Genomic DNA, 18,192 nt, shown 5'->3' on the forward strand with positions numbered 1-18,192 from the left:
AGTGGATGTGACACGCGGCAGACCCGGAATGTGCATCGTGAACCCGGCGTTGGTGGCGGAGATCGCGCCGCTTACCGGATCGCAGAGCGAGATCATGCGCCGCGCGGGCATCAGCTGGAACAGCTGGATCAAGGTCTCCGCGGGCCTCCCCATCCGGGTTTCCGTCGGCCGCCGACTCAAGGCGCGGATTCTGCCGCGCGCGCATGAGAGCGAGGCCCTGCGCCGCCGATTTCCGGCAGAGACGATGGACGGCATCGACCGCGCGGCACTCGACGCAGCATTCCTGCGCCCGGTCGCGTCCACGATTTCAGCCGCCGCAATTCAGCTTCCGCCGATCCGATCGGTCCGGCGCGCGCGGCAACTGCTGGTCGGAAGCTATCCCGCTGCCGGGCTCGGGACCGCCACCGCACTTTCCTGAGCCACTTGTCGGAGGGGGGAACCTTCGCTTCGCTGCGGAATTGAGGCCCCGGAGGGACCATGGGCGAGCGCTATCCCGACGGCATCTCGGAAAGCCATGTCAGCATTCGTCGCTGGCATCGCAGGGCCAATCCGCTGTCGTTCATCACCCTTGCCGCCATCATCACTATCGCACTGTCGGGCGCGCTCGGCGGACTTCCCAATCCGGCGCGCACAGCCGCTGGACCAAAGGCGCGGCTGACGCTGGAAGCGCCCGAAATTGCCCGAAGCGGCATGTTCTTCGAAATGCGGCTGCGCGTCGATGCCGTCGGCGCGATCGCGAAGCCCATCGTAGCCGTTTCCCCCGCCTATTGGCGCGAACTCACGGTCAACACGATGATCCCAGCGGCAGCCGAAGAAAGCTATGGCATTGGCGGCTACCGCTTTGGATACGCGCCCCTGGCGGCGGGCGACACGCTGCTCATCAAGGTGGACGGCCAGATCAACCCGGCGCTCGTTGGCGGTACGGCGGGCCGCATCACGCTCTACGACGGCGAAGCCCCGCTTGCCGCGCTCCCCGCCCGCATAAGGGTGCGCCCCTGATGGATATCGTGCTGCGCGCCTCGGCGGTTTTCGTCATTCTCTACCTGCTGCTGCGCCTGCTCGGGAAACGCGAGCTTGGCCAGCTGACACCCTTCGAACTGCTGGTGATGATCGTGATGGGCGACCTCATTCAGCAGGGCGTCACGCACAATGATTTCAGCCTCACCGGCGCACTGCTCGCCGTCGCGACCTTCGGCTTCCTCGCGCTGCTGCTCAGCTGGATCACGTACCTGTTTCCCGCGATGGAGCGCCTGCTCGACGGCAAGCCGCGCGTCGTCGTCCGTGACGGCACGATCATCGCCGAGAATTTGCGGCGGGACCGCGTGACGCGATCGGAACTGGAATCGGAAATGCGCCTCGCGGGCATCGCCTCTCTGAAAGATGTCGCGTGGGCGATTATCGAACCGCAAGGCAAGATCAGCTTCATCAAGGCGCAGGGCGGCGCTTCGGAACAGCGTGATCGCAGCGATCCGGTTTAGGCCGCGAAGCGAACCTCGACGGGCGCCGTGCCCGCGATTTCAGCGACTACCGTTTCGCCCGGCAGGATCGGCCCGACGCCGGCGGGTGTGCCGGTGAAGATGAGGTCACCGGGGGCGAGCGCCAAGTAGGTGGAGAGCTTCGAGATGACCTCCGCGACGTTCCAGATCATCTGCGAGAGGTCGCCGTTCTGGCGGAGATCACCGTTCACCCGGAGCGTGATCGCACCTGCGGCGGGCGGCGCCCCGGGCGTGAGCGCACCGATAGGGGCGGACGCGTCGAAGCCTTTCGCCATGTCCCACGGGCGCCCCTTCGCCTTCGCATCGGCCTGCAGATCGCGGCGAGTGAGATCGATGCCCACGGCGTGGCCGAAGATCATGGCCGCCGCATCCCGGGCGGACACGTCGCTGCCGCCCACGCCCAAGGCAACGACGAGTTCGACCTCGTGGTGGAGATTGTTCGTCTGGCTCGGGAACGGGAGCACCGCGCCGCTTTCGACAACCGCGTCGGCGGGCTTTGAAAAGAAGAAGGGCTGCTCGCGATCGGGGTTCGCGCCCATCTCGCGCGCATGATCGGCATAGTTCCGGCCGACGCAGAAAATGCGCCGCACGGGAAAGCGCTGTGTCGTGCCGGCAATCGCGATCGTGGGCACCTCGACTTTCGGCAAATCCATTATTTCCCTCGTCTCAGCCGCGACACGTAAACCGCATAGATGATGCCCAGCGTGGCCGCGAAGGCGAACCACTGCACGGCATAGGCCATGTGGTTGTTGGGTATATCTTCGGGCGACGGCGGCGCGCTCGGCACCAGCGGCGCGGGTGCGGCTTCGGAGACGAGCGTGTAGCGCGGCCCGGCCCCCCCCGTGCGGACGAGCGTGCCGGTAACGGCGAACGCGCCCTTGGGCGGCCACGGCGCGGCCAGCTTCGTCCAACCATCCGGGCGATCGGACCAGCCGGCATCGACAAGGATCGGCTGCGCCGCGGCGTTGCACAGCAGCAGCATCGAAAAACCGACCTGCCCGGCCGCGTTCTTGCCGCTGCGGCCCTTCGCGGACGGATCGGGGCAATCCGCCATCAGGCGGACGCGGCGAAATTCCAGATCATCGGAAAGACGGGCGGTTTCGAGAACCGGCAGCTTCGCCTGCGCGTCCAGCCGCACGAGCAGATCGGCCTTCCAGTCAGCGCGGTGCAACTGCCAGAAACCGAGGCCGATCATCACCGGCACCATCACGGCGACCATCAATGTCGGCAGCAGCGGCAGGCGCATCAGGCGTCCGGCTTGTCGCTAAGCCGCCCTTCCGCGGCCTCGTTCCGGAATTCGAGCGCGAGAAGGATCGCCTTGCCGACACGCAGCCCCCACACAGTGAGCACGACGAGGATCGGCGGCCAGAGCAGCGCATGGACCCACCACGGCGGATGCGCGCCGAACTCCAGCCACATGGCAAGACCGACAATGAGGAAGCCGAGCAGGAAGATCAGGAACGCGGCAGGCCCATCACCGACATTGAAGCCGGCGATATCGAGCCCGCACGCGGGACAGCGATCCGTGAATTCAAGGAGATTGCGGTAGAGCCGGCCCTTGCCGCAGCGCGGGCAGCAGCCTTTGAGCGCGGCCCGGACCGGGTCGACAGCGCCGACGCCGTCCGGGCCGGACACCATCAATGGCCTGCGACGACTGCCGCGCCGAAGTCGCTGCCCCAGACGTAGATCGCCACAAAGAGGAACAGCCAGACGACGTCGACGAAGTGCCAGTACCAGGCGGCCGCTTCGAAGCCGAAGTGCTGCTTGGGCGTGAAGTCGCCCTTGTAGGTGCGGATGAGGCAGACGATCAGGAAGATCGTGCCGACGATGACGTGGAAACCGTGGAAGCCAGTCGCCATGTAGAAGGTGGCGCCGTAGATGTTTCCGGCCATGCCGAAGGCGGCGTGGCTGTATTCATACGCCTGCACGCACGAGAAGATGAAGCCGAGGATGACGGTGAGCCAGAGGCCCTTCTTCAGCCCTTCGCGGTCACCGTGGATCAGCGCATGGTGCGCCCACGTGACCGTGGTGCCCGAGAGCAGCAGGATGAGCGTGTTGAGCAGCGGATAGACGAAGGGATCGAGCACCTCGATACCGTGCGGCGGCCAGACGCCGCCGACCGCCTCGCCCGTGTCCGGATAGAGCGCGGCGTCGAAATAGGCCCAGAACCACGCGACGAAGAACATCACTTCAGACGCGATGAACAGGATCATGCCGTAGCGGTGATGCAGCTGCACGACCGGCGTGTGATCGCCCGTGTTCGCTTCGCGGATCACATCCGACCACCAGCTGTAGAAGGTGAACAGCACAAAGGCGAAGCCAAGGAAGAAGACCCAGCCGCCCCACGCCTGCTCATGCATCCAGCCCACGCCGCCGGCTGCCATCGTGAGCGCCGAGAACGCACCGATGAGCGGCCACGGGCTCGGCGGCAGGATGTGGAAGTCGTGGTTCTTGGCACCGGCCATGGTCTTACCCCTGTGTTCCGTCGGCCGCCTTTACGGCCGTATTGGCTGCTGTCTTATTCGTCTCTTCTTCCTGTGGGAAGAAGGTATAGCTGAGCGTGATCTCGTCGATCCGGCGGGCGCTCGCGTCTTCCAGAATCGCCGGGTCGATATAGTAGCTGACCGGCATATCCACCGTCTCGCCGGGCTGCAGCGTCTGCTGATCGAAGCAGAAACAGTGGATCTTCATGAAATAGCCACCGGCCGTGTCGGGCGAGACGTTGTAGGTCGCCATGCCGGTGATCGGCTTGTCGGTGAGATTCGTCGCCTGATAGAAGGCCATCTTGCGCTCGCCGATGCGGATCGTCGCCTGCGTCTGCACGGGCTTGAACGTCCAAGCGAGGCCGGGCGCGACGTTCGCGTCGAAGCGCACCTTGATGACCTTGTCGACTGCCTTCGGAGCAGCGTTTTCATCCACGCGTATCGTGGCGCCGCCAAAGCCCGTGACTTGGCAGAACAGGCGGTAAAGCGGCACGCTTGCGTAGGCGAGGCCGAGCATCGCCACCGCAACACCGCCGGCGATGAAGCCGGTGCGACGGATACCGCGCTCCCCGCTCATCCCATCCTCGCGATCGTGATGGCGTAGAACAGCACGGCAAGCCCGATGAGCACCGCGCCGAGCACGAGATTGCGGCTCTTCCGCTTTTTCTGGAGGTCGTCGTCCGCCATGGTCAAGCCAGCAGCCAGCGATCGGCGACAAGCGCGCCGAACATGACGAAGAGATAAAGGATCGAGAAGGCGAACAGGCGGCGCTCCGGCCGCATCGCGGCGGGATCGGTCGCGTCATTGCGGAACACCGCGACCGCGAGCGCCATGAACACCACGCCGAGAGCCGCAGCCGTCACGCCGTAGATAGCGCCGGTAAGGCGCATCGCCCACGGCACGAGGCTGACACCGACGAGAAGCGGCGTGTAGGCGAGAATCTGGTTGCGCGTGACGCGCGCGCCGTGCGTGACGGGCAGCATCGGCACGCCCGCGTTCGCATAGTCGCCGCGCACGAAGAGCGCGAGGCTCCAGAAATGCGGGGGCGTCCACAGGAAGATGAGCCCGAAGAGGAGAACGGGGAGCGCGGTCACATCGCCCGTGACAGCCGCCCAGCCGATCACCGGGGGAAAGGCGCCTGCAGCGCCGCCGATGACAATATTCTGCGGCGTGCGGCGCTTCAGCCAGACCGTGTAAACGAACACGTAGAACAGGATGGAAATGGTGAGGAGCGCGGCGGCAACAAGGTTCACGGCGAGCGCCATCACGGCGACTGCGCCGATGGCGAGGCTGACGGCGAAGCCGAAGGCGGAAGCCGGATCGATGCGTCCGGCCGGAATGGGCCGGTTCGCCGTGCGCTTCATGCGCGCATCGAGATCGGCCTCGTACCACATGTTGAGCGCGCCCGAAGCGCCGGCCGCGACGGCGATGCAGAGCACCGCCGTGAAGCCGATCACCGGGTGGATATGGCCGGGCGCCGCCAGCAGGCCGCAAAGCCCCGTGAAGACGACAAGCGTCATCACGCGCGGCTTCAGCAGCGCGAAATAGTCGCGCCAGTCAGCGAAGTCGCTGACCGGCGTGACGGATGCGGCGGGTACGCTGGCCACCAGTGTGCCTTACTTGATTTCCGGCAGCGTTTCGAACTGGTGGAACGGCGGCGGCGAGGACAGCGTCCACTCGAGCGTCGTTGCACCCTCGCCCCACGGATTGTCGGCAGCCTTCTTGCCGCCGATCAGCGAGATGATGATGTTCACGAAGAAGAACACCATGCCCACGGCCATGATGACGTAGCCGAGCGAGGCGATCTGGTTCCAATAGGCGAACGCATCCGGATAATCCGGGTAGCGGCGCGGCATGCCATCCTGGCCGAGGAAGTGCATCGGGAAGAACATCACGTTCACGCCGATGAAGAACACCCAGAAGTGCAGCTTGCCGAGGAACTCGTTGTACATCCGGCCCGACATCTTCGGGAACCAGTAGTAGAAGCCCGCGAACAGCGCGAACACCGCGCCGAGCGAGAGCACGTAGTGGAAGTGCGCCACCACGTAGTAGGTGTCGTGCATGATCGTGTCGACGCCGGCGTTCGAAAGAACGACGCCGGTTACGCCGCCGAGCGTGAACATGATGATGAAGCCGATCGCCCACAGCATCGGCGTTTCGAAGCTGATCGAGCCGCCCCACATCGTGGCGATCCACGAGAAGATCTTGATGCCCGTGGGCACCGCGATGATCATCGTCGCCGCCGTGAAGTAGAGCTTCACGTTCACGTCGAGGCCGACCGTGTACATGTGGTGCGCCCACACGATGAAGCCGATGAAGCCGATCGCGACCATCGCATAGGCCATGCCGAGGTAGCCGAAGGCGGGCTTGCGGCTGAACGTCGCCACGATCTGGCTGACGATGCCGAAGCCCGGCAGGATCATGATGTACACTTCGGGGTGACCGAAGAACCAGAACAGGTGCTGATAGAGCACGGGATCACCGCCGCCGGCCGGATCGAAGAACGTCGTGCCGAAGTTGCGGTCCGTCAGCATCATGGTGATCGCGCCGGCGAGAACCGGGAGCGAGAGCAGCAGCAGCCAGGCGGTGACGAGCACCGACCACACGAACAGCGGCATCTTGTGCAGCGTCATGCCCGGCGCGCGCATGTTGAAGATGGTGGTGATGAAGTTGATGGCGCCGAGGATCGACGAAGCGCCCGCAAGGTGCAGCGAGAAGATCGCAAGGTCGACCGCCGGCCCGGGGTGGCCCGTGGTCGACAGAGTCGGATAGACCGTCCAGCCCGTGCCCGCGCCGTTGAAGCCTGCAGGCCCTTCGACGAACATCGAGGCAAGGAGCAGCAGGAAGGCCGGTATGATAAGCCAGAACGAGATGTTGTTCATGCGCGGGAACGCCATGTCCGGCGCGCCGATCATGATCGGAACGAACCAGTTGCCGAAGCCGCCGATCATCGCGGGCATCACCATGAAGAACACCATGATGAGACCGTGCGCGGTGATGAACGCGTTCCACATGTGATACGCGGCGTCGATATTGCCGCCCGCCCACATCGGCAGATACTGCATACCCGGCTCGGCAAGCTCGAGGCGCATGATGCCCGAGATCGCGCCGCCGATGATGCCAGCCACGATCGCGAAGATCAGGTACAGCGTCCCGATATCCTTGTGGTTCGTGGACAGGAACCAGCGGGCGAAGAAGCCCGGCGTATGGTGATCGTCATGATGCGCGTGGGCGTGTTCGCCGTGGGCGTCGTAGTGGGCGGCGGTGGTCTCGGCCATGAGTGTCGTTCCTACCCGAACTTGATCTTAAAGCGTTTCGGCGGCAGCGGCAGGCGCCGCTTCCGGTGCGGCGGGCGCCTCGGCATCAGCCGCAGGCGCTGCAGCGGCAACCTCCACGCCGGCGTCAGCCTGGCGCGCGGCGACCCATGCGTCGAACTTGTCCTGCGACACGACCTCGACCGCAATCGGCATGAAGCCATGCTTGGTGCCGCAAAGCTCCGAGCACTGGCCGTAGTAAAGGCCTTCGCGTTCGGTCTTGAACCAGGTTTCGTTCACGCGGCCCGGAACGGCATCCATCTTCACCCAGAAGGCCGGGACCGCCCAGCTGTGGATCACGTCCGACGCGGTCAGCAGCACCTTCACGACGGCGCCGACGGGGACGACGACGCGGTTGTCGGTCGCGAGGTTGCGCGGCTCGTTCGCCTTCGCGGCCTCCTCATCGGAGAGCATCACCGAATCGAAGCCGAAGCTGCCCTGATCGGGATATTCGTAGCTCCAGTACCACTGATGGCCGGTCGCCTTGATCGTGAGATCGGCCTTCGGCGGATCATATTGTGCGGCGAGCAGCTTGAACGAGGGGATGGCGATGCCGACGAGCACGAGCACGGGCACCAGCGTCCAGACCACCTCGATCAGCACGTTATGCGTCGTCTTCGAAGGGACGGGGTTCGCGCCGCGGCGGAAGCGGATCATCGACCAGATCAGCAATGCGAACACAAAGGCGGTGATGACGCCCATGATGAGGAGCAGCGCGGTGTTGAAATCCGAACCGCGCTGACCAAGCTCGGTCACCTGCGGTTGAATGTGCCAGCCGCCCTGCGGCTGACCCACTGCGGCGTCGGGCGCTGTGCCCATGTTCGCCAGATTGACGGCAGGCGCCGCTGTTTCCGCGACCGGAGCGGCTTCCGCAGCTTGCTCGACCGTGGCGGCGGCAGGAGCCGTCGCGTCCTGCGCCTGTGCCTGAACGGCGCCGAACGTCAGCGCTGCGGCGACGGCCAATGCCCTGAAACGGCTGTTAAATCCGCGCATCAAACCCCCACTAGTTCCCATACGGACGGTCGGCGCGCGAACGCACCGACGGAATCGATTTGGCGCGCCTTATAGATGCGCGCCGATTCGTGAACAAGCGATAGCTTGCCGCACCCAGCGCTTTCCAGCGCGTGCGCCGTGGTTCAAACCGTATCCTCGAAGCGAGCCGGCCGCTTCTGCAGCTGCGCGCCCATCGCCTCGCCGAGATCCGCGCCCGGCAGGAACGCCGAATTCCAGATCGCCACATAGTCCAGCCCTTCGGCAATGCTCTGGTCGCGGCCGCGATTGAGCACCGCCTTCGTCCCCTGAATGGCAACGGGCGATTTCGACGCGATCTCTCGCGCCAGTGCCTCGCCGGCGGCGATCGCCTCGTCGTGCGTGGGCAGCGCACGGTTCAGGAAGCCTTGGCGCACGGCTTCGTCCGCCATGAACCGCCGCCCCGTGTACGCGAGTTCGCGCACCAGACCCTGCGGCAGCAGGTGCGGGATGCGCTGCAGTGTGCCGACATCGGCAACGATGCCGACGTTGATTTCCTGGATGCTGAAAAAGCAGTCCGCCGTGCCGATACGGATATCGCACGCCGTAACGAGATCGACGCCGCCGCCGATGCAGCCGCCCTGCACCACTACGATCACCGGCGCCTTGCACTGGTCGATGACCGTGAAGCTCTTCTGCAAGGTCTTCACCTTGCGGCGAAGCGCCAGGCGCTGCCGCGCGACCTCTCCCTCACCCGCAGCGAGCAGGTCCGCGCCCGCCCATGCGAGATCGAGTCCCGCCGTGAAGTGCCGACCGGTCGAGACGATCAGCACCGCGCGCACCGACGGATCCGCCTCAATCGCCTCGAAAACGTCGATGATCTCGGTCCAGAACGCTTCCGTCATGGTGTTGAACGCCTCGGCCCGCGTCATCGTTACGCGCGCGATTCCATCCGTCACGGCGAGCGACAGCGTTTGCAGTTCCATTCGGGCCCCTCTCCGGCTAAATCTCGCCTCGTCATGACTCGCTTCACTATCAACGGCAATCCTGTCGCTTTTGACCTGCCGGCCGAAACGCCGCTGCTCTGGGCCCTGCGCGACGCAATGAACCTCACCGGCACAAAGTTCGGCTGCGGGGCGGGGCTTTGCGGCGCGTGCACGGTGCACATCGACGGGCAGGCGCAGCGCAGCTGCCAGGTGAACATCGGCGACATCGAAGGCACGTTCGTCACCACGATCGAGGGCCTGTCGAAAGACGGCAGCCACCCCGTGCAGCAAGCATGGATCGCCGAGCAGGTGCCGCAATGCGGCTATTGCCAGCCCGGCATGATCATGGCGGCGGCGGCGTTCCTGAAAGATACGCCGAAGCCCACTGAGGACGACATCAAGACGGGAATCACCAACCTCTGCCGCTGCGGCACCTACCCGCGCATCAAGAAGGCGATCCTGCGCGCGGCGGGGACGCCGAAAGAAGGGTAGCGCCCCGCTTTCCGGAACATTCCGGGATGATTTTGCCATAATTCAGGCCTAGCAAGGCGACATTCCACGAGTTTTTCGGGGGTTGCCCGTGCGCGACGTCCTGCCCATCCAGTTCACGCCGAAGCTCTTTACCGTGCTTCGCGAAGGCTACGGCATGGCCGGTCTGCGCGCCGATGCGCTTGCGGGCTTGACCGTCGCCATCGTCGCGCTGCCGCTTGCCATGGCGCTCGGCATCGCGAGCGGCGCCTCGCCCGACAAGGGGCTGGTGACAGCGGTCGTCGCCGGGTTCCTGATCTCCGCGCTCGGCGGATCACGCACGCAGATCGGCGGGCCGACGGGCGCCTTCGTCGTCGTCGTGTTCAACATCATCGCCGAGCACGGCTACGACGGGCTTGTGCTTGCCACACTGATGGCGGGCGCGATCCTGCTTGTTGCGGGCTACGCTCGGCTCGGCAGCCTCATCAAGTTCATTCCGCACCCCGTCGTCACCGGCTTCACGGCCGGCATCGCCGTCATCATCGCGGCAACACAGGTGAAGGATTTCCTCGGCCTGCGCATGGCGGCGGTGCCCGCCGACTTCCTGCCCAAGCTCGCCGCCTATACAGAGGCGATCGGCACCATCGACATCGCGACGCTCGGCGTCGGCGCGGGCGCGCTCGGGATCATCATCGTGCTGCGCCGTTTCGCGCCGAAGGTGCCGGGCTTCCTCGTCGCCGTGGTCGTTGCGGCACTCGCCGTCTCGCTGCTCGGGCTTCCCGTCGACACCGTCGGCTCGCGCTTCCCCGATATCCCCTCGGGCCTCCCGATGCCGCACATTCCGGCGCTCGGCCTGGAGAAGGTCACGGCGGTGCTTCCGGCAGCGTTCACGATCGCCTTCCTCGCGGGGATCGAGGCGCTGCTGTCCGCCGTCGTCGCCGACGGGATGACCGGCTACCGCCACCGTTCCAATCAAGAACTTGTCGGCCAAGGCGCGGCCAATCTCGCCTCCGCGCTCTTCGGCGGGCTGCCGGCGACCGGCGCCATCGCGCGCACCGCGACCAACATCCGCGCCGGCGGGCGCACGCCGGTTGCAGGCATATTCCACGCGCTGTTTCTGCTGCTGTTCATGGCCTTCGGCACGAAGCTCATGGGCTATATCCCGATGGCGGCGCTCGCCGCGATCCTGTTCATGGTGGCGTGGGGGATGAGCGAGTACGAGCGGCTGCTGCGTATCCGCGCGATGCCGATCGGCGACCGCGTCGTGCTGCTGCTGACGTTCGGGCTTACCGTGCTCGTCGATCTCACCGTGGCGATCGGCGTCGGCGTCACGCTCGCCAGCCTGATGTTCATGGAACGGATGAGCCGCACGGTCGCCGTGACGGTGCGCGAGGTGGAAACGGAGGATGCCGGGCAGCGGGACGACCTGCCGCCGGGCGTGGAGGTGTTCCGCATCACCGGGCCGTTCTTCTTCGGTGTCGCTTCCGATCTCGTGGAAACGCTGCGCCGGATGGGCCAGCCGCCGCGCGTCATCATCCTGCGGATGCGCGAGGTGCCGCTGCTCGACGCGAGCGGTGTCGAAGGCATCAAGGATTTCGTCAGCATGGCGCACAGGCACGGCGCCGCAGTGATCTTCGCGAACGTGCAGCCCCAGCCCGCGCAGGTGCTGCGCCGCAATGACCTCGGCCCCCGCAGCGGTAAGGTGCGCTTCGCGCCCGATTACCCCGCCGCGCTCGCGATGGCCTCAGCCGAAAGCACGCAGTCGGCTTAAAGCCGCCTTCGTCTCGGCGAGCGTGCGCTCGACGATCTCGGCGCAGCTCAGAATCGCATCGACCCCGCCGCCGCCCTGCCCCGCCGCGAGGCACTGCGTTTTCGGATCGACATCGAGGATGCCCACGATCGGCCCCAACCGGTTCGCCTGCGCCGACTCCATCACCTGCAGCGGGAACGGCTTCAAGTCCTCGGGATGTCGATCGAAATGGTCGGTGGTGTCGTTGGCGATGGCGCGCAGCGTCTTGCCCGTGAAGCCCCGGCTGATCGTGGTGGACGTGTCGCGCATCGCGATGATCGCGTCCTTGTAGGCTTGGCCCGCGTGCGCCTCGTGGCTGGCGATGAAGCGCGTGCCCATCCAGACGCCCTGACACCCGAAGGCGAGCGCGGCGGCAAGACCGCGCCCGTCATAAAGCCCCCCCGCGGCGATCACCGGCACGGCGACGGCATCGACGCATTGCGGCCAGAGCGCCGCGCTCGCAACCTTGCCGGTGTGTCCGCCGCCCTCCGTGCCCTGCGCGATCACCGCGTCGCAGCCCGCCGCCGCAGCCTTCACGGCATGGCCGACCGTGCCGCACATCGACATGACGACGATGCCCGCCGCCTGGAGTTCGGTGAGGATCGGCGTCGGCACGCCGAGCCCCGCGATGAAGGCCTTTGCGCCCTCCGCGATGATCACGTCCACGCTCTGGGTAAGCGTTTCGGGCTGCGCGGCGAGAAGATCGACGCCGAAGGGCTTGTCGGTCAGATCCTTCACGCGCTTCATCTGGTCACGGATGAAGGCGGGGCTGGTGCCCGCCATACCGAGCGAGCCGAATCCGCCCGCGTTCGAAACCGCCGCGCACGCCTCCGCATAGGAAACGCCCCCCATTCCGGCGAGCAGGATCGGGTGTTCGATGCCGAGCAGGTCGCAGATCGGGGTGCGAAGGGACATTCTGACCTCCCGGCTGTTTCAATTGGCCGGAGTATGGGGCGCTACCCCCGCGACGCGTAGCTCGCGTTCCTGATAAGCTGTGAATAGCGCAAGGAACCTTTGCGGGCCCGGGCAATTCAAACAGCCATGACGTGGGAAGACATCGCCCTGCGGCTCGGCGCCGCGACCGCGATCGGGCTGGCGTTCGGCTTCGACCGGGAGATGCGCGGACACGAAGCGGGTCTGCGGACGCACGCACTCGTCGCTCTCAGCTCGGCGATGATCGTGATTTCGGCGCTGATGCTGTTCGAAGAACATCGCGGCGAGAACGCGCAGCCCGATCCCCTGCGTGCGATCGAAGGCCTCGCGCAGGCCGTCGGCTTCATCGCGGCGGGACTGATCTTCGTGCGCGGTGACAAGGTGAAGAATCTGACGACGGCGGCCAACATCTGGCTCTGCGCCGCCGTGGGGATCGCGTGCGGGGCCGGGCAGGTGCCGCTCGTGGTGATCGGCACGCTGCTCGGGCTCGCGGTCCTTATCGTGCTGCGCGTCCTTTACCGGGTGGTGCCGGACGCGCAGGACTGAGTTGCGGCTATTCCGCGGCGATCGCCTCGCCGTAGCCGATCATCGCCTTGGTTTCGAGGAATTCGCCGAAGGCATGGTCGCCCCACTCGCGGCCGTTGCCGGACTGCTTGTAGCCGCCGAACGGCGCCATCAGGTCGCTACCCGCTCCATTGATGATGACCTGTCCGGCCCGAAGCTGCGACGCGATCTCGCGGGCCTTCTCGATATCGGTCGACTGCACGTAGGCAGCGAGGCCGTAGACGGTGTCGTTGCCCTCGTCGATCGCGCGGTCGAGGCTGTCGTAGCCGAGGATCGAGATCACGGGCCCGAAGATTTCCTCGCGCGCGACCGTCATGTCGTTGGTGACGTTCGCGAACACGGTGGGCTTCACGTAATAGCCGGTTTCCAGCCCCTCGGGCTTGCCGGTGCCGCCCGCGACGAGTTCGGCGCCTTCATCGATGCCTTTCTGGATCAGGCCCTGGATCTTGGTCCATTGCAGCTCGGAAACGACCGGCCCCATGCGCGCATTGCCGTTGGGATCGCCCGGGGCCCACGCCTCGGCGGTCGCCTTCGCCACAGCTTTCGCCTCGTCCATGCGGCCGCCGGGCACGAACATGCGCGTCGGCGCGTTGCACGACTGGCCGGAGTTGTTGAAGACATGCGCAACGCCGCGCTTCACAGCATCGCCGAAGCCTTCATCATCCACCAGGATGTTGGGCGACTTGCCGCCGAGTTCCTGCGCGACGCGCTTCACCGTCGGGGCGGCGGCTTTGGCAACTTCGATGCCCGCGCGCGTCGAGCCGGTGAAGCTCACCATATCGACATCGGGATGCGAGGAAATCGCAGCGCCCACCGTGGGTCCATCGCCGTTCACGAGATTGAAGACGCCCTTGGGAACGCCCGCCGCGTGCAGGATTTCGGTCCACAGCCATGCCGAGAACGGCGCGATTTCGGAAGGCTTCAGCACCATCGTGCAGCCCGTCGCAAGCGCGGGCGCGACCTTGCAGGCGATCTGGTTGATCGGCCAGTTCCAAGGCGTGATGAAGCCGCACACGCCGATCGGCTCCTTGGCGATCATCGTCGTGCCGCGCGGCTCGTGGAACTTGTAGGTTTTCAGAACTTCGATCGCGGTGTGCAAATGGCCCGCGCCGATCGCCGCCTGCGCGCTCTTCGCGAGCCATGCGGGCGCGCCCATTTCCTCGGTGATCGCCTCGGCCATCTCGCCGCTGCGCTTCGTGTATTCGGCGAGGATCGCCTGCAGCAGTTCAAGCCGCTCGGCGCGGCTGGTGCGCGAGAAGCTTCGGAACGCGGTCTTCGCGGCCTTCACCGCGCGATCGACGTCTTCCGCGGAGCCGAGGCTGATGCGCCCGGCGACGGCTTCGGTCGCGGGGTTGAGCACGTCGAGCGTCTTCGCGTCGCCTGCGGGATCGATCCATTCGCCATTGATGTAGAATTTCAGATAATCACGCATGTGAATCTCCTCCTCGGGGGTTTGGGAGACTCCTAGCGCGATTCGGGGCCGCTCCGCATCCCCTTGGGAGTGTCAGGCAGTCCCTTCCCGTCGCCTGGCGACGGCAAGCCGCAGCTGTTTTTCCGCCTCAATGATCGCGAGCATCACGGCGCCCACGCCCACGACAAGCAGGCCTTCGCGCAAAGGCACCGCCGCGGTTCCGAAAATCCGCTGCAACACGGGAACATACGTGATCGCGAACTGCGCCGCGGTGACGAGCCCGACCATCGCCCAGATCACCCGCGTGCCGCGCACCAGATGCCAGCTGAGCGATGTCCCCCGCAGGTTACGGATATAGAACAGATGGAAGATCTCCATCACGACAAGCGTGTTGACCGCTATCGTGCGCGCGGTTTCGACGGAATGACCCCGCTCCACGGCGTAGGTGTACATGCCGAGCACGCCCGCAAGAAACAGCCCTGATACGAGCACGATATGCCAGATGAAGGCGCGCGTCAGCAGCGGCTCGCTGCGCGGCCGCGGCGGCCGGCGCATGGTGTCCGCATCGGCAGGCTCGAAGGCGAGCGCAAGGCCGAGCGTGACATCCGTTACCATGTTGACCCAGAGGATCTGGATCGGCGTGACCGGCAGCGCGAGGCCGAACAGCAGCGCGAAAATGATCGTGACGGCTTCACCCGCGTTCGTGGGCAGCGTCCAGCTGATCACTTTGCGGATGTTCTCGTAGACTGTACGCCCCTCGCGCACGGCTGCGGCGATCGAGGCGAAATTGTCGTCCGCGAGCACCAGGCTCGCCGCCTCCTTCGCGGCCTCGCTGCCCTTGCAGCCCATGACGATTCCGGCGTCGGCACGCTTCAGGGCGGGCGCATCGTTCACGCCGTCTCCCGTCATCGCGACGGTGAGACCGCGCGCCTGCAAGGCCATCACCAGCCGCAGTTTGTGCTCGGGGCTGGTGCGGGCGAACACGTCGACATCAAGCACGGCGTCGGCAAGCGCAGCATCGTCCATCCGGTCGAGATCGGCCCCCGTCAGCACGCGCGCGGGATTGGCGAGACCGACCTGGCGGCCGATCGCCGCTGCCGTTCCCGCATGGTCCCCGGTGATCATCTTGACCCGAATTCCCGCAGCCCGGCACTCCGCGACCGCGGCGACGGCCTCGGGCCGCGGCGGATCGATGAGACCGACGAGGCCCAGCATGACGAGCGCATTATCGAGATCGCCTGGCTCCAGCGTCGTTTGCCCCGGCGCGGCGCGGCGCATCGCGAACGCGAGCACGCGCTCGCCGCCGCGGGCGATGCGCTCTGCCTCGGCGTGCCAATAGGCGCGGTCGATCGGCTGCTCTTCGGTCCCGTCGAATTCGGTCCCGCACATCGCGACGATCCGCTCGGGCGCGCCCTTCACGTAAATGACGTCGCCGCTGCCGGTGCGGTGGAGCGTCGCCATGAAGCGGTGCCGCGCGTCGAACGGAAACACGTCGCTGCGCGGCGCCTGATGCCGCAGCGACTGCCAGTCGACGCCGATTTTGGCGGCGAAAGCTAGCAGCGCGGCTTCCATCGGATCGCCCTCCGCGCTCCATGTGCCTTCCTGATGCCGGAGGCCCGCGTCGTTGCACGCCGCTGCGGCGCGGGCGAGTGCCTGAAGTCCCGGATGATCCTCTTCCGCCGCAGATGTTCCGTTCAGCGTCAGCTTACCGGTCGGCGCATAGCCGTCGCCCTCCAGCACGAAGGTGCGGCGATCGACGGCGGCCGAGGCAGCCATCATCTCGTTCCGTGTCAGCGTGCCCGTCTTGTCGGTGCAGATCACGGAGACCGCGCCCAATGTTTCGATCGCGGGGAGGTGGCGCACGATGGCATTGCGCCGCGCCATCGCCTGGACGCCCACGGCCAGCGTGATCGTGAGCACCGCCGGCAGACCCTCCGGGATCGCCGCGACCGACAGGCCCACCACGATCATGAACATCTCGGCAAAGTCGCGCCCGGCAATGAGCGACCCGTAAAGCAGGAGAAGCGCGGCGACGAACAGGATGAACAGCGTCAGCCAGCGCGCGAACACATCCATCTGGCGAACGAGCGGCGTGGTGAGCGTTTCGACCTGCGAAAGCAGTCCGCTGACCCGCCCGATCTCGGTGGCCGCGCCGGTTGCCACCACGACGCCCCGCCCTAGACCGCTCGTCACCAGCGTACCGCTGAACGCCATGCTCGCGCGATCGCCGAGCGGCACGTCGGCAGCCACCGGATCGCTGCGCTTCTCGACCGGAACGGACTCGCCGGTGAGGACAGCTTCCTGCACGGCGAGCCCGCGTGCCCGGAAAAGCCGGAGATCGGCGGGAACGCGGTCGCCCGCATCAAGGAGAACGACGTCGCCCGGTACCAGGTCTTCTGCTGCAATCGTCAGGCGTGTGCCGCCGCGCAGCACGTTCGCGTGCGGCGCGAGCATTTCGCGGATTGCGTCCATCGCGCGTTCGGCCCGCCCTTCCTGGATGAAGCCGATCACAGTATTCGCCAACACGACCGCAAGAATGACCCCGGCGTCGCTGGTGTGCCCGAGCCCGGCTGTCAGCACCGCGGCGGCGACCAGCACGTAGATGAGGATATTGTTGAACTGCGCGAAAAGCCGCCGCAGCGCGCTTCGGCGCGGCGGTTCGGGCAGGCGGTTCGCACCGGACACCGCGCGTCGCCGCTCCGCGTCCGCATTCGACAGGCCCTGCTCGGAGCTGCCGACATGCGCGAGTATGTCGGCAGCGCTCGCCGCATGAGGGGAGGGATGGGTCGGCGCCGGACGGTCCACGGCCACCCCGATAACGCAAAAAGGCGCCCCAGAGGGCGCCTTTTTGTGTGTATCGGCAGAAAGGTTGGTTGCGGGAGTAGGATTTGAACCTACGACCTTCAGGTTATGAGCCTGACGAGCTACCGGGCTGCTCCATCCCGCGCCAACCATGTCCGACAAGTCGGACCTTCAGGTCCGCAAGGCCGACTGGCCGCCCGCACAGAAGCGAGAATAGCCAAGGCTCTGGATAGAGCCGCCGGCGCCTGAGGCCTTTAAACATTGTAAATGGGTTTTTCTTTTCCGTGCGCACCGCCTGCAAAGCCTGGCGACGACCTACTCTTCCACTGCTTGAGCAGTAGTACCATCGGCGCTGTCTGGTTTCACGGCCGAGTTCGGGATGGGATCGGGTGGGGCACAGACGCTATGGTCACCAAGCTATGAAGGCGGTGCGTACGAAAAGGGTTTGAAATCGAAGCCGTCGGATCAAAATCCGATCAGCGCTGACGATGATAGTGTGGGCTCTAAGTGCGAATAGAGCAATTAGGACCGGTTAGCTTCACGCGTTACCGCGCTTCCACACCCGGCCTATCAACGTGGTGGTCTTCCACGGCTCGATGATATCTTATCTTGAGGGAGGCTTCCCGCTTAGATGCTTTCAGCGGTTATCCCGTCCATACATAGCTACCCTGCTGCACCGCTGGCGCGATGACAGGTCCACCAGAGGTATGTTCACCCCGGTCCTCTCGTACTAGGGGCAACTCCTCTCAAATATCGACGCCCACGGCAGATAGGGACCAAACTGTCTCACGACGTTCTGAACCCAGCTCACGTACCACTTTAATTGGCGAACAGCCAAACCCTTGGGACCTGCTCCAGCCCCAGGATGTGATGAGCCGACATCGAGGTGCCAAACAACCCCGTCGATATGAGCTCTTGGGGATTATCAGCCTGTTATCCCCGGCGTACCTTTTATCCGTTGAGCGATGGCCCTTCCA

General features: G+C 65.6%; 18 protein-coding genes, 1 tRNA gene and 2 rRNA genes. 6 read left to right on the forward strand and 15 right to left on the reverse strand.

Translation table 11 applies throughout. The features are described from left to right. Nucleotides 1–7 precede the first annotated feature (7 nt). The 3 genes from AAC014_RS07870 to AAC014_RS07880 are packed head-to-tail and all read left to right on the forward strand — an operon-like array spanning nt 8 to nt 1,478. On the forward strand, nt 8–418 hold the full coding sequence (locus AAC014_RS07870) for a hypothetical protein (RefSeq protein ID WP_339706512.1): 411 nt from the start codon (nt 8–10) through the stop codon (nt 416–418). A gap of 59 nt (nt 419–477) precedes the next feature. Further along, nucleotides 478–999, forward strand: a complete 522-nt coding sequence (locus AAC014_RS07875) for a hypothetical protein (protein WP_339706514.1) — start codon at nt 478–480, stop codon at nt 997–999. Continuing rightward, entirely contained in the window at nt 999–1,478 is a 480-nt protein-coding gene (locus tag AAC014_RS07880) for a YetF domain-containing protein (protein WP_339706517.1), read from the forward strand. The genes AAC014_RS07875 and AAC014_RS07880 overlap by 1 nt, the downstream gene beginning before the upstream one ends. Here AAC014_RS07880 and AAC014_RS07885 read toward each other — a convergent pair. The 9 genes from AAC014_RS07885 to AAC014_RS07925 form a co-directional block, all read right to left on the reverse strand. Next, nucleotides 1,475–2,149 carry a fumarylacetoacetate hydrolase family protein gene (locus AAC014_RS07885; RefSeq protein ID WP_339706520.1) on the reverse strand — a complete coding sequence of 225 codons (675 nt, stop codon included), beginning with the start codon at nt 2,147–2,149 and terminating at the stop codon, nt 1,475–1,477. The two genes, AAC014_RS07880 and AAC014_RS07885, sit on opposite strands and share 4 nt — an antisense overlap. Further along, complete coding sequence (locus AAC014_RS07890; protein WP_339706522.1) at nt 2,149–2,742, reverse strand: SURF1 family protein; 594 nt, start codon at nt 2,740–2,742, stop codon at nt 2,149–2,151. Before AAC014_RS07890 ends, AAC014_RS07885 begins: the two co-directional genes overlap by 1 nt. Beyond that, nucleotides 2,742–3,134 (reverse strand): DUF983 domain-containing protein, encoded by a 393-nt coding sequence (locus tag AAC014_RS07895; protein WP_339706525.1) that lies wholly within the window; start codon nt 3,132–3,134, stop codon nt 2,742–2,744. Before AAC014_RS07895 ends, AAC014_RS07890 begins: the two co-directional genes overlap by 1 nt. After that, on the reverse strand, nt 3,134–3,961 hold the full coding sequence (locus AAC014_RS07900; RefSeq protein WP_121047109.1) for a cytochrome c oxidase subunit 3: 828 nt from the start codon (nt 3,959–3,961) through the stop codon (nt 3,134–3,136). Before AAC014_RS07900 ends, AAC014_RS07895 begins: the two co-directional genes overlap by 1 nt. Before the next feature lie 4 nt (nt 3,962–3,965). Continuing rightward, nucleotides 3,966–4,556 (reverse strand): cytochrome c oxidase assembly protein, encoded by a 591-nt coding sequence (locus AAC014_RS07905; RefSeq protein WP_339706531.1) that lies wholly within the window; start codon nt 4,554–4,556, stop codon nt 3,966–3,968. A gap of 112 nt (nt 4,557–4,668) precedes the next feature. Next, a complete protein-coding gene (locus tag AAC014_RS07910) occupies nt 4,669–5,586 on the reverse strand; it encodes a heme o synthase (protein WP_339706533.1) in 918 nt (305 codons plus the stop codon). Between the two features lie 9 nt (nt 5,587–5,595). Beyond that, nucleotides 5,596–7,257: a cytochrome c oxidase subunit I gene (ctaD, locus tag AAC014_RS07915; RefSeq protein ID WP_339706536.1), complete on the reverse strand. Its 1,662-nt coding sequence runs from the start codon at nt 7,255–7,257 to the stop codon at nt 5,596–5,598. A 27-nt stretch (nt 7,258–7,284) separates the two neighbouring features. Continuing rightward, complete coding sequence (coxB, locus tag AAC014_RS07920; RefSeq protein ID WP_339706539.1) at nt 7,285–8,286, reverse strand: cytochrome c oxidase subunit II; 1,002 nt, start codon at nt 8,284–8,286, stop codon at nt 7,285–7,287. 143 nt (nt 8,287–8,429) lie between these two features. Next, nucleotides 8,430–9,248, reverse strand: coding sequence for a crotonase/enoyl-CoA hydratase family protein (locus tag AAC014_RS07925; protein WP_339706541.1), 819 nt, complete (start codon nt 9,246–9,248; stop codon nt 8,430–8,432). 33 nt (nt 9,249–9,281) lie between these two features. Between AAC014_RS07925 and AAC014_RS07930 the strand changes: the two genes are divergently transcribed. Beyond that, entirely contained in the window at nt 9,282–9,740 is a 459-nt protein-coding gene (locus AAC014_RS07930) for a (2Fe-2S)-binding protein (RefSeq protein ID WP_300534075.1), read from the forward strand. An 88-nt stretch (nt 9,741–9,828) separates the two neighbouring features. After that, complete coding sequence (locus AAC014_RS07935; protein WP_339706548.1) at nt 9,829–11,487, forward strand: SulP family inorganic anion transporter; 1,659 nt, start codon at nt 9,829–9,831, stop codon at nt 11,485–11,487. On the opposite strand, the gene AAC014_RS07940 is transcribed toward AAC014_RS07935, so the two are convergent. Then, nucleotides 11,461–12,420: a nitronate monooxygenase gene (locus AAC014_RS07940; RefSeq protein WP_339706551.1), complete on the reverse strand. Its 960-nt coding sequence runs from the start codon at nt 12,418–12,420 to the stop codon at nt 11,461–11,463. The genes AAC014_RS07935 and AAC014_RS07940 overlap by 27 nt on opposite strands. 126 nt (nt 12,421–12,546) lie before the next feature. Between AAC014_RS07940 and AAC014_RS07945 the strand changes: the two genes are divergently transcribed. Further along, the gene (locus AAC014_RS07945; protein WP_339706554.1) at nt 12,547–12,984 is read left to right on the forward strand and encodes an MgtC/SapB family protein; all 438 of its coding nucleotides are present in this window, start codon (nt 12,547–12,549) and stop codon (nt 12,982–12,984) included. Between the two features lie 7 nt (nt 12,985–12,991). On the opposite strand, the gene AAC014_RS07950 is transcribed toward AAC014_RS07945, so the two are convergent. The 5 genes from AAC014_RS07950 to AAC014_RS07970 form a co-directional block, all read right to left on the reverse strand. Beyond that, nucleotides 12,992–14,434 carry an aldehyde dehydrogenase family protein gene (locus AAC014_RS07950; RefSeq protein ID WP_339706557.1) on the reverse strand — a complete coding sequence of 481 codons (1,443 nt, stop codon included), beginning with the start codon at nt 14,432–14,434 and terminating at the stop codon, nt 12,992–12,994. Between the two features lie 72 nt (nt 14,435–14,506). Then, on the reverse strand, nt 14,507–17,218 hold the full coding sequence (locus AAC014_RS07955; protein ID WP_339706560.1) for a cation-transporting P-type ATPase: 2,712 nt from the start codon (nt 17,216–17,218) through the stop codon (nt 14,507–14,509). 65 nt (nt 17,219–17,283) lie between these two features. Beyond that, nucleotides 17,284–17,360: transfer RNA gene (locus AAC014_RS07960), tRNA-Met, on the reverse strand. 157 nt (nt 17,361–17,517) lie between these two features. Continuing rightward, nucleotides 17,518–17,632, reverse strand: a 5S ribosomal RNA gene (gene rrf / locus AAC014_RS07965). 86 nt (nt 17,633–17,718) lie between these two features. Continuing rightward, a 23S ribosomal RNA gene (locus tag AAC014_RS07970) occupies nt 17,719–18,192 on the reverse strand; the annotation flags it as partial.

The organism is uncultured Sphingosinicella sp. (assembly GCF_963974575.1).
Classification (GTDB): domain Bacteria; phylum Pseudomonadota; class Alphaproteobacteria; order Sphingomonadales; family Sphingomonadaceae; genus Sphingosinicella.